General features: G+C 26.5%; 11 protein-coding genes and 1 other annotated feature (1 of these 12 running past the window's edge). Of the genes, 1 reads left to right on the forward strand and 10 read right to left on the reverse strand.

The genetic code is table 11. The annotated features are described in order from the left end of the window. Positions 1-102, reverse strand: a binding site (T-box leader); it reaches 143 nt to the left of the window's first position. A gap of 102 nt (positions 103-204) precedes the next feature. From AC07E4_RS19025 to AC07E4_RS19040, 4 genes are all read right to left on the reverse strand, one after another. Further along, positions 205-1,044 (reverse strand): YjjW family glycine radical enzyme activase, encoded by an 840-nt coding sequence (locus AC07E4_RS19025; protein ID WP_040330118.1) that lies wholly within the window; start codon positions 1,042-1,044, stop codon positions 205-207. Beyond that, positions 1,034-2,536, reverse strand: coding sequence for a YjjI family glycine radical enzyme (locus AC07E4_RS19030; protein ID WP_478217192.1), 1,503 nt, complete (start codon positions 2,534-2,536; stop codon positions 1,034-1,036). Before AC07E4_RS19030 ends, AC07E4_RS19025 begins: the two co-directional genes overlap by 11 nt. Positions 2,537-2,841: 305 nt before the next feature. After that, positions 2,842-3,537: a DUF8091 domain-containing protein gene (locus AC07E4_RS19035; protein WP_478217193.1), complete on the reverse strand. Its 696-nt coding sequence runs from the start codon at positions 3,535-3,537 to the stop codon at positions 2,842-2,844. Between the two features lie 458 nt (positions 3,538-3,995). Continuing rightward, positions 3,996-4,256 (reverse strand): hypothetical protein, encoded by a 261-nt coding sequence (locus AC07E4_RS19040; protein ID WP_040330115.1) that lies wholly within the window; start codon positions 4,254-4,256, stop codon positions 3,996-3,998. 173 nt (positions 4,257-4,429) lie between these two features. Here AC07E4_RS19040 and AC07E4_RS19045 point away from each other — a divergent pair, with 173 nt between their 5' ends. Continuing rightward, positions 4,430-4,933 carry a metallophosphoesterase family protein gene (locus AC07E4_RS19045; protein ID WP_242838447.1) on the forward strand — a complete coding sequence of 168 codons (504 nt, stop codon included), beginning with the start codon at positions 4,430-4,432 and terminating at the stop codon, positions 4,931-4,933. Between the two features lie 77 nt (positions 4,934-5,010). Here AC07E4_RS19045 and AC07E4_RS19050 read toward each other — a convergent pair whose 3' ends face one another. From AC07E4_RS19050 to AC07E4_RS19075, 6 genes are all read right to left on the reverse strand, one after another. Next, positions 5,011-5,997 carry a biotin--[acetyl-CoA-carboxylase] ligase gene (locus tag AC07E4_RS19050; protein ID WP_040330114.1) on the reverse strand — a complete coding sequence of 329 codons (987 nt, stop codon included), beginning with the start codon at positions 5,995-5,997 and terminating at the stop codon, positions 5,011-5,013. Positions 5,998-6,013: 16 nt separating this feature from the next. Further along, the gene (locus tag AC07E4_RS19055; protein ID WP_478217194.1) at positions 6,014-6,655 is read right to left on the reverse strand and encodes an HDIG domain-containing metalloprotein; all 642 of its coding nucleotides are present in this window, start codon (positions 6,653-6,655) and stop codon (positions 6,014-6,016) included. Between the two features lie 626 nt (positions 6,656-7,281). Then, positions 7,282-8,826 carry a VanW family protein gene (locus AC07E4_RS19060; RefSeq protein ID WP_478217195.1) on the reverse strand — a complete coding sequence of 515 codons (1,545 nt, stop codon included), beginning with the start codon at positions 8,824-8,826 and terminating at the stop codon, positions 7,282-7,284. Positions 8,827-9,121: 295 nt separating this feature from the next. Then, entirely contained in the window at positions 9,122-10,303 is a 1,182-nt protein-coding gene (locus tag AC07E4_RS19065) for an acetyl-CoA C-acetyltransferase (protein WP_040330112.1), read from the reverse strand. Positions 10,304-10,720: 417 nt separating this feature from the next. After that, positions 10,721-12,055 carry a sigma-54 interaction domain-containing protein gene (locus tag AC07E4_RS19070; protein WP_242838446.1) on the reverse strand — a complete coding sequence of 445 codons (1,335 nt, stop codon included), beginning with the start codon at positions 12,053-12,055 and terminating at the stop codon, positions 10,721-10,723. A gap of 116 nt (positions 12,056-12,171) precedes the next feature. Further along, positions 12,172-12,690: a Gx transporter family protein gene (locus AC07E4_RS19075; protein ID WP_040330111.1), complete on the reverse strand. Its 519-nt coding sequence runs from the start codon at positions 12,688-12,690 to the stop codon at positions 12,172-12,174. Position 12,691: the final 1 nt, after the last annotated feature.

The following is a 12,691-nucleotide window of genomic DNA, read 5'->3' on the forward strand; positions in this document are numbered from 1 at the left end:
AACTCCAAGATGTTCTTCAACATAAGTTTCATATTGACCTCACACCATCGTCAACTCGCTTTAATTACCTCTTACATCTACTCTTCTCTTCATCGTCTTTTTATTTAAATTTGAATTCTTAATATGATTTTATATTGACACAATTGAAATGTCAAGACCTAAAACTGTTAAAATCACTAATTATTATATACATTTTTCAATATATTATACGATAACTACGTTTTTTACACCATTTTCAATTGCAATTTTTCTTAATTCTTCCATGTATTCCTGTTTAGGTGTGTATGCTTTTAAAAGCTCTTCTCTAACACCTAACTGTCTAAATTTAATAATTTTATATATTATATTTTCATCTAATTTAGCAATAAGCTTACTTCCCATATCAACAGTATATTCATTATCTAAAAGTTCTGGTACTACTACTGTTCTTATTTCATAAACTTTATGAAGCTTTGTAAGTTCTTCGATATTCTTTATAACTATCTCATTGGAAAGTCCAGTTAATTCCTTATTTTCATCTGCATTAAATGCTTTTAAATCTATCATAGTTTTATCTGTAACTTTTAGTAATTCCTCATTTTTATATAAATTTGTTGATCCATTAGTATCAATAAATGTTGTTAATCCTAATTCCTTTACCTTTTTAAATAGTTCTATAAGAAAATCACTTTGAAGAGTACATTCTCCCCCTGAAACTGTTATTCCAGATATAAACATTTGAACTTTCTTAATTTCTTCTATTATTTCATCTACTGTCATTTCTGTAGTTTTAGGAGTACTATTTATACTACATGCAGCTATACAAGCATCACAATTTTTACACTTGCTTCTATCATAACTAACTTTCTTATTGACTATGGAAAGTGCTCCATACTTACATTCACTTACGCACTTCCCACAATTTATACATAAATTTATAGTTTCAGGATTATGACAATATAAACAATTATAATTACACTGTTGAAGAAATATTGCCATCCTATTTCCTTCTCCATCTACTGAGCTAAATGGAATTATTTTATTAACTAAAGCTTTAGTTTTCATTATGTCTTAGTCTTCTCTCTAATATTTTTGCATTTTTAGCTGCACCATATCCTAACACAACAGTATCATTTAAAACTTGCTCATTTTTTTCTAGTTTCTCTATATCTGATCTTTTAACTAAATATCCTGTTATTCTTATAACATCACAATCTTCACAATAAACAGATATATATCTTATATTTAATTTAAATGCTCCTTTTATTATATCAACTATGGCCTTTGGATTTCTTTTTGATGTTTCATCAAATTTAAATATATCACCTATTCCTGATGGAAAATATTTATGGTATGGTGCACTTTGCATTAAATGTTCTGGCATTGATGGTTCTTCTCCTATTGGAATTCTACATCCTGGAGCTACACCTTTGTCTGTATCTAATCCAACCTGTGCATGTAAAACATACTTTTTATTATTTCCTAGACAATATTTGTTTTCATGAGCATCTACTATTTCTTGCATTTTTTCAACTATTCTAAGTCCTAATTCATTAGCCTCTTTAGAATATCCAAATCTATCTTCTTGTTTTTCCGCTCCTAATAAATGATTTACCATATCAGCAAGTCCTACCATTCCAAACATAGCTGTAAATTTATCTTTTGCTAATAATCCCTCTTTAACTAGGAAGTTTGATTCAAAAAATCCACTTTCTTCTACTATAAAATTAACTCTCTTATCCATTAAATCTAACATAAGTTCCATAGAATGTGGTAACTCTTTATTAAATAAATCATCTACAGTTTTAACTTTCGATGTTAATTTTCCTAGATTTAATCTAACTAATGTATAACTACCTCCACCTATATTTAAACCATTATAGCAACTTGCTATAGCATAGTTACCAATATCATTTGTAAACATTTCATGATTTGCAAAGCTTGGTTTTGCACAACTTAAAGCTGTGTTAACTGATTCAATCATAAGTTCTTCTGAAGTTTCCTCACTAACTTTTAGCGTAATATTTGGTGTAGAATTTTGAAGTTTCCTTTCAGCTTTTAAAATTAATCTTCCTGCTTTTGTATCTATAGGTCCTATGTTTGCATGACAGAATGAGTCTGTTATAGTTCTATCTATGTGCATTAAAAATAATTTTATAGCATTATATGCTTCTTCTTCATCTTTCACAAATGGTTCTAATAGTGTATCTATATTTCCAACATATACTGGAAATGTAGTTACTGACGGAACATGCTTATATAGCATTAATAAGTTATGTGTAGCTTCCCATATATTTTTAGCTGGTTCTAACCCTAAAAATTTGCTTCCTTCTTTCATAAATTTTTCATAATCAGGAACAATGTATCTTGGTCTATAAGGTGCATTTCCTTCACCTAAATCACAAATTATCTCATCATTCATATATTCCTTTATTTCGTCACTTATATCTAATATGTTTATGCTATTCTCTGCTAATTTAGCTAATGATATAACTTTCATTTGATAAGTTAATGTGTTATTTTGAATTATTGATAATACTTCTTTTTCCATATCCATACTTAATCACTCCATCTTATAAAATTTATGTATAAACTTTTTAACTTTTCTTTAGATTTAACCTAAGTATATTGTTTTTTTCTAACTTTTACAATAATTTTTATTAAATAATATTGATTATTTACAGTTTTTTTGTGAAAATTAATTATTTTTTAATAAATTTCAACAACTTTGACCATTACTGTAAAAGAATATCAAATTTATAGTAAACCTCAAAGAAAGTGTAGTATACTTTCTTTTTTATGCTATACTACTATCTTCATTATACTACAAATATCGATATTTTTAAACATATGTTTATTGTATTAATTTTTGTTTATCTTGTATAAAATTTCCCTTCCTCGCTTAGTACTCCCATCTAAAACATTTACTTTTCTTAGAGTATAAGTTATTTTTCTTGCTAAATTAATCGATATATTAAGTTCTTTTGAGAGTTCTTTATTTGTAAACTCATACAAATAGCTAGGAATTATCTCTATATAATCATCTATTGATTTAAATTCAACTACATTTACTATTTCCACCAAATCATTATCAAGTAAAGACACTCCTTTTCGTCTCCATGATCCCTTTCCATCTTTAATTCTATATTCATCTTTTTTTATAAGTAAAACTTGTATAGTCAAATTTTTTTCTTTTATAAATTCTGGTGCTGATACTAACTCATCAAAAATATTTAATCTATTACCTTTTTTAGGTGATTTTCTTCTTGATATTTCATTCCCATTTTCATCCACTGTAACAATATATTTTTCTATTGCTATTGGGTGAACTAATACTACAGGATGTTCCTTACATATATTAATTATTTTTTCTTTTATATTATAAAATTTTTTTGTTTGTATCTCATATATAGTGTTTTCTTTTAAAACATCAACGATATATCCTAGTACTTCAACCTCAACTTGTCCACTATCTTTGTAAATCATTTTTAAACTTTTATGTACTGACTTTTCTTTTAATTGTCCTATTCTAATAGTATCTTTTAATTTTTGTGTCATAATATTTACATCCTCACTATAAAAACTTCAAACTATAGGGTTCTAAGCTTAAATTCAAAATAATCTCTTTCTCAAATGATAATACTAATCTTATAGTTTATTCTTATATCATGATTGAAACCAATTAAAAACTAAGAGTTAGCAATTAACAATGGTAGTTAATATTATTCACTTCGTTCTTAATATTTTTGAATAGACGTCCATAAAAACTAAGTTTTTATATAATCCTTAATTAATTTGTTCTACAAATTATTTTAAAAATCCATAAAAAACTGAGCTTTCAGTTTTATCCTTCATTGTTAATTGTTTATCGTTAATTGTTAATTTTGTATAGCACTTTCTCAACCGAAACATGAATAACTTAAAGTTTCAACTTGGATTCCTATATATGTTAAAAATTTATATATTTATTTAAATAAAAAGCAAAACTAGATACTACAAAGTATATTTTGTAGCATTTAGTTTTGCTTTTTACTATATAAAGTAGTTAAAAGAGCTATAGACGCAATAATATTTAAAATTGGTACAAAAAAATATATTGAAACTATAAAATCAACAACTTTACTCTGTGGTGGTTCTTGTCCACTCTCTTCACTTTTCATCATTGTATCTAACATTTTATTTTGAAATTCTTCATTGTTATTTAGTGCATAAAAAATCAACATTATTGTCAATATACTAAATATAATAGTTACTAAATAAAGATCTAATATTACCATATCTATTACCTCCACTTTTATGGACTAGTATATATTTTTATAATATCATATTAAAATAAAAAAATCAGTATTAATTCATAACAAAAATGTAATTCTATACTTATACTATGTAGTTTTATCACATATAGTTACTAACTTAAATACAATAAATTAACAGATACTTTTATTAGGTGGTGATTAAAATAATTACAGTTGCTATTCTTTCTGACACCCATATTAGAAAAAATTTTGATAAAATAAAGCCATTTTTAGAAAACAAACTTAATGATATAGATTTTATAATTCACGCTGGTGATTTTACCAATCCTGAACTTTTACCATATTTAAAAACTAATTACAAAGTTATTGGTGTTTCTGGAAATAATGATAAAGAAAAAACAAGAGGATTGCTTAATGAAAAGGAAATTTTCACACTTGAAAATTACAAAATAGGAATTTATCACGGACATGGAATATTTAAAAATACATTAGATAATGTGTTAGATGTTTTTAAAAATGATGATTTAGATATAATAATTTTTGGTCATAGTCATAAACCCTTTTTAACTACCAAAAATAATATATTAATTATAAATCCAGGGTCACCTACAAGTAAAAGAAAAGAGCGTTTTTTTTCGTATATTCGTCTAACATTATCTGAAAGCACTATAAATGTATCCTTTGATTTTTTCTCTTAAAAATCACTGCATCCAAAATCAAAGTCAACCTATTAATATTTTAGGTTGACTTTAATTCTTAACATAATAAATCTTTACTATACATAACCATTAATTCCTCTAATACTAACTTCCCCTGAAATAATTTTTTCTTTTTCACCATTATCATATTCAACTAATAATTCGCCATCATTATCCATATCTATTACTTTGCCTAATTTTTCTATACCACAACTTATAATTCTAACTTCTTTATTCATTATAATTGAGTGCTTTTTACAGATTTCTACTGCATCTTGTATATCACCGTTCACTTTAAATTTTTCATAATATTTTTCTAAATAGTATAATGTTTTTGCTACTACTTGTTTTCTATTAACTTCTCTTCCTTCTTCTATTTTTAAAGATGTTGCTTTAATCTTAATTTCATCATCAAAGTCTTCTTCTTCACTATTTACATTTATTCCAATACCCATGACAATATAATTAAGTTTATCCATTTCTCCACTCATTTCAGTTAATATTCCACATACTTTTTTACCATTTAAAATAATATCATTAGGCCACTTTATTTGTGTATGTATACCCATATCCTCTAGTCCACAATAAACTGCTGCCGCACCTAAAATTGTTGCTTTCGGCGCTATAACAGTAGGTATATTAGGCTTTAATATTATACTCATAGAAATTGTTTTTCCCTTTGGCGAACTCCAATTTCGCCCTAAACGACCTCTACCTAGTGTTTGTTCTTCTGATATTATAACTGTTCCTGTTTCCGCTCCATTATATGCTAAATTTTTAGCAACCTTATTGGTAGAATCTATAGTATCATAATGAATTATTTTTTTTCCTATGTAATTTGTTTCTAAAATTTCATTTATTTCATTTTCATTTAATTTATCTGGTGAAGAAATAATTCTATATCCTTTTTTAGATACAGATTCTATTTCATATCCTTCTTCTTTTAATCCATTTATATGTTTCCATATTGCAGCTCTTGTTACACCTAACTCTTTACTTAAATTTTCTCCAGATATAAATTCCGTAGAATTTTCTTTCAATTTATCTAATATCTTATTCTTCAATGCAATTAACCTCTTTTCAACTATACAAGTATTTCCTTTTATAATTCTTACTAATCTCTAAGAACATTTTAACATTTTTTTCTTCCTTTTCAATTATATCTTTCTTTAAGTTTCCACGACCTAATCTATCGCTATATCCTAAAAGTGCTAATTCATTTAAGTCTATATCTTTTATCATTGATTTTATATCTCCAAATGGAAGTTCCTTCACTATAAACATTATATGCATATGATAAAATATCATTTTCTTTACTTCACTTATAAATTCATAATCACTTGTAAATTCTTTTAAAAATTCTTCTGCCATCTCAGCCCCTACTTTATCATGATTATATGCTGTATACCTTCCTTTTTTAAATTTAGTTGTATGTGCTTTTCCTACATCATGTAAAAGTGCTGCCCACATAAGAACCATCTTGTTTTTGCTATTGTTTTTCCTTTTAGCAGCTTCATCTATTACCAGCATTGTATGATTCCAAACATTTCCTTCAGGATGATGTTCTTTGCTTTGATTTACATTTTTTAAATCACTTAACATATTAAAAGGATACTCACTAGGGAATTTTCCATTATTCATTAATTTTTCAAAAAAAATAGATGGTTTATCTTCGTTTAGTAAAACTTTATCAAATTCATTAAACTGTTGTTTTTTATCCATAATTATCTCCCTTGCAACTTTTAATGTAAAACTTAGTAATATATATTAAAAGCTTATAATATCTTATTTTTTAGCTTAACTTTATAAATTATTCGAGGTGATTTATATTGAATAATTTAATAATTTTTATAATTTCTATTATTGTATTTTTGTTGTTATTTGATCTATTTATTCGTTCTTTGCCTAATCATAAATTTATTTTTTTTAAATCTAGTAAAATTCTTTTACATTTAAATGATAACACCATACTAATTTTAACTTATATATTTTGTTCAATTTTAGTAATTTTCAATGGATTCGAATCTTTTCTTATTGGTTTATTTCTGTTTCTATTAATAAAATATTTTTATTTATCTTCTAATGCTAACAATTATTATTTATATAAAATTGCTAAATTTCTTTCTATCCTCGGTTGTGTTTCAACTTTTATTTGTTGCATATATATATTTATTAATAACAATATATATAATATAAAAATAAATTTATCTTTATTTCTATATATTTTAAACTCAATCTTTAAAATAGTAAAAGATTTATTCCTATCCTTTATTATAATACTATTTTTTATAATAGTTATCGATAATATAAAAAAAGGAAACTAGTATAATTCTAGTTTCCTTCTTATATTATTGTCCGCTGCCTGTTTGTGGCTTAGTTTCAGTTGGTTTCGGTGTTTCTGCTGGTTTTTGAGGTTCTTCCTTCTTAGGTGGTTCTTCTTTTTTTGGTGGTTCTGCTGGTTTTTGAACTTTAGCTGTACCCCTTTTTATAGTAGTTGGCATTGCTGCATAAGTATCATTATTCATTAATTCTTGATTTATCAAAGCTCCATTTTCATAAGTAAGTCTATATGCTTTAACTTTACATCCATCAACACCTTGCTGTACTACAACTTCTTTACCTTCTGGTAATGTTGGGTCATCCTCATATTGAGCTGTTGCAGCTATTGTCTCATATGTTTCACTTGTAAATTCATATGTTTTTGAAGATTTAGCTGCTGAATTTCCATATATATTAAATTGAACTGTTCCACCACCAGCAACTCCTTCTATATATAATGGAAACTTAGTAGGATTAGTAAATACATAGTCTATATATGGATATGCAATAGTAGCATCTAATCCTAGTGGCACATATCCAACTGTCATATTATGATTCAATCTTTGATCTGGAAGTATACCCATTTTTATAACAGCATTATGTAAAGTAGATGATACTTGACATATGCCTCCACCATAACCTTTTTCTAATTTATTTCCTACATATACTCCACCTTCTAGATATCCTTTATCAGGTGTAGTATCTCCAACTATATTATTAAAGCTAAAACTTTCCCCTGGCATTAATACTTTACCATTAATTGTATTAGTACATATTTCTATATTGGTAGATCTATCTATGGTTCCACCTGCATAGCTTGTACTATAAGATGACATTAAAGTATCTACCTTTTTCAGTTCAGCTTTTGTTATTTTAGGTTTATCCTCTATTAATTTAACCTCAACAACTACTTCTTTTTCATCTATTTTTGATTCAGCTATATGCTTTAATATGTCTTTCTTTAAAGATTCCTCATCAACTTTATATCCAACTTGTTCATCAGTAATATTAAAGTTTCCACCATATCCAGATATAGTTGCTTCTACTTTATTTTTATTTAATTCTTTTGCTACATTTTTAATTTTTTCATTTACAGGTGCTTCATTATAAGTAAATTTAATTTCATGATCTTTTTCCTTTGGGTACTTTATCATTTTAAATTTTTCAAATAAGTCCTTATCTTTTCCTTCTTTTAAAACTTCATCAACTGTGTTTTCATAATCAAATGTTAACCCTAAGTCTGAATATTTTATATCATACTCTTTATCTTTGCTTTTAATTACAATTCTTTTTTCATTCATTGCTTTAGTATAGTTTTCATTTATTATTTTTATAGCATCTTCCCTATTTCTGCCTGATAAATCCATACCTTGAATCTTCATACCAGGATATATGGCTTCTTTATATTTTTCAACACTTGTTTTTACATAAACACCCCCGCCAATTAACCCAACTATTATAACTGCTGCCGATACACCTATTGAAATTTTAACATTTTTCGACAACCTTGTTTTATTTTTAGATTTTCTTTTTCTTTTTTTCTTTTTATCTGAGCCTTCTAAGTTTTTATCCATAAACCAAATTCCTTTCACTTTTCTTTAAAAGCTTAAAGTATGATAAAACATTATAAATTCATTATTTAGTATACCATATAAATTTAGTTTTTTCAGTAATTTAGTTATTACAATTTATGTATTTATACTTATAAATTAAACTTCAATATATTATTAAATTTATTATCATACTTTAATATTTATATAAGTATTTTTACAAATTATGATTAAAATTTATATAATTTCAAAAGGCACTACTAGAATCTAATTCAATTCTAATAATGCCTTAAATATCATTATAAATTTTTGTTAACTATTAGTTTCTTTCTACTACTAATGCAGTTCCTTGTCCTCCACCTATACATAAAGTTGCAAGACCTGTTTTAGCATCTCTTTTTTCCATTTCGTGTAATAAAGTAACTAATATTCTAGCACCAGATGCTCCTATTGGGTGTCCTAATGCAATAGCTCCACCATTTACATTTACTATCTCAGGATTTAAATTTAAATCTTTTAAAACAGCCAATGATTGAGCTGCAAATGCTTCATTTGCTTCGATTAAATCTAAATCTTCAACTTTTAAGTTTACTTTTTCTAATGCCTTCTTAGTAGCTGGTATTGGTCCACAACCCATAACTTTTGGATCTACACCTGCTGATGCATAAGATTTTATAGTAGCTAAAGGTTTTATACCTAATTCTTCTGCTTTTTCTTTTGCCATTATGATAAGCATTGCCGCACCATCATTTATTCCTGATGCATTTCCAGCTGTTACTGTTCCACCTTTTTTGAATGCTGGTTTTAATTTAGCTAATTTTTCTATTGTTGAATTAGCTTTTGGAAATTCATCTGTATCAAATATTATTGGATCACCTTTTCTTTGTGGTATTTCCACTGGAACAATCTCATCTTTAAATCTTCCTTCTTTAATTGCTTTTTCAGCTCTTAATTGACTAGTCAATGAAAACTGATCTTGCATTTCTCTTGTAAAATTGTATTCTTCTGCTATATTTTCAGCAGTCATTCCCATATGATAATCATTAAATGCTTCCCATAATCCATCCTTTATCATAGTATCTACAACTTTTCCATCGCCCATTCTTTGGCCCCATCTATTGCTTGGTAATACATATGGTGCATTACTCATACTTTCAGTTCCACCTGCTAAAATTACATCAGCATCTCCTAATTTTATTATTTGAGCTGCTAAACTTACAGCTCTAAGTCCTGATCCACAAACTTTACTTACAGTCATAGCTGTTGATGATGGATTTAAACCTGCTTTTAATGCTATTTGACGTGATGTATTTTGTCCTGCTCCTGCTGTTAAAACATTTCCTATTATAGCTTCATCAATTATTTCTGGATTAACTCCAGCTCTTTTTATAGCCTCTTTCGCAGCTATTACACCAATATCTACAGCTGAAAGCTTTGCTAAACTTCCTCCAAATGATCCTATCGCAGTTCTAACTGCACTTACTATTACTACTTCTCTCATTATATTTAAACCCCCATGAATAATATTTTAAATTATGTTTTAAATTACAAAATGATAAATTTTATAATCCCCTTAATAAAATAATCACGTAATTATAGTCATAATTTTCATTTCCCTATTACATTAATATTAATAAGCAATACTCATGCCAACTATCTTAATTCCCACTATATAGCCATTTTATATTGTATCTAAATATTAAAGGCTATTTTTTATGTATACTTTGTTTACATAGTAAATGATTACATTTTTTTCAACATTATACTTTGTTAAGGTTTTAGCAATTACTTTGTCTTTTAATTAACAAAATTCTGAATATGTAAACAAAATACACATGTATACTTTGTTTACATATTTTGAATTACTATACCTTATTAATTTATTTTTCGCTTTATCTTTTTGCGTTTCTTTATTATTTTAATTTGTCTTAATACTATACCTCTCAATTTTTTTATATAATCCAGCTCTACTTAATCCCAATATATTAGCTGCTTTATTTTTATTCCCTCTAACGTCTTTAAGTGTTTGAATAATAAGTGTTTTTTCTAATTTTTCAACTGAATCTTTTAGTGTTCCTTGCTCTAAAAAAACAGTTTTTACATTTTTATATTCAATTATTTGTTCAGGCAAATGTTTAGTTTTTATTAAAACATCTTCATCAATCAAATTTATAGCTCTTTCTATAATATTTTCTAATTGTCTAACATTACCTGGCCAATTATATTCTTCTAAGCATTTCATAGCTTCTTTAGATGTCCCTTTGCAATATACCCCATATTTTTCACATATATTTTTGATAAGCATATCACAAAGTGGTTCTATATCTTCTTTTCTATCCTTTAAAGATGGTAAATTTATATGTATAACATTCAATCTATAATATAGATCTTCTCTAAATTTGCCTTCATCAATAAGTTTAAGAAGTGATTTATTAGTTGCTGCTATTACTCTAACATCTATCTTTTTTACTTCACCTCCACCAACCCTTGAAACCTCTTTTTCTTGAAGAACTCTTAATAGTTTTACTTGCATATTAAGATCCATATCTCCAATTTCATCTAAAAGCATTGTACCTCCATCTGCGATTTCAAATAACCCTTTTTTTCCTTTACGTTTTGCTCCTGTAAACGCTCCTTCCTCATAACCAAACATTTCAGACTCAAATAATTCTGATGGTATTGCTGCACAATTTATCTTTACAAATGGTTTATTTTTACGTTTACTTGCATTATGTATTGAATGTGCAACTAGCTCTTTTCCAGTTCCACTTTCACCTGTTATCAATATATTTGAATCTCCTTTTGAAACTTTTTTTGCCAAATTTATACATGTTATAAATTTATCACTTTTACCAATTAAATTGTTAAAATTATATTTTGCTGTATTCTCTAATGAATTATTTACTATTTCATCTTCCCTTTTGCCTATATCTTCTTCAAAAACAATTTTACCTACAGCTCCTAAAACTATATTATTTTCAATAATTGGACTTTGTATAAATATAGCATTCTTTTCTTTTGTTTCATCTAATAGCTGTTCTTTTCTATCTTTACTTGCCATAACTTTTTTAAAATTATTATTATATATAATATTATCAATTTTCTGACCTATCAAAATATTCTTTTCCCCAAAAAAATCTTTAAATAACTCAGTAAACATAACTATATTCAAATCTTTATCAATAATAACTATATATTCATCTAAAGACTCTAATATAGATTCTAATATGTTAGTATTCAATTTCATTCCCATATCCCCACCTGATTCAAAAATTCCCATTTAACAATTTAATTTTACTAAAGATAAATTACGGAGGTCTCCCTCCGATAAAATCTTCATATACTTTTTTATTTTACTTTCATTCAAACTTAATACATTTTAAGCTTCTTATTTATTTTATTTAAATGATTTACTGCAAAGTTAGAAGTTAATCCTACAAATATTCCAGTGCCTATTGCAGCTATTGTCATTACCGGCAAATATAGCATTACACCTAAAGTTTCTACTATTAATGATGCCACTATCAACTGCCCTACATTATGAAAAACTGCACCTATAACGCTTACCCCTATAATACTTACTTTATCCTTAAATAAATTTATTGCAATTATCATTGATATAAAGCTAAAAACAGCTCCACCTAAGCTATACATTAATCTTGAAATACTTCCCCCAAACATAACTGATAATAAAATTCTAACAAATAAAACCACAGCAGTATCTTTATAACTTAATGTATATAAGGAAATTACTGTTATTATATTTGCAAAACCTAGTCTTGCTCCAGGAGTAATAAATGGTACTGGAATCATTCCTTCAATTATATGTAAAACCAAAGCTTCTGCTATCAAGAGCGATATATACACTAATCTTTTAGTATCTTTCATT

The sequence above is a fragment of the Clostridium amazonense genome, assembly GCF_056431285.1.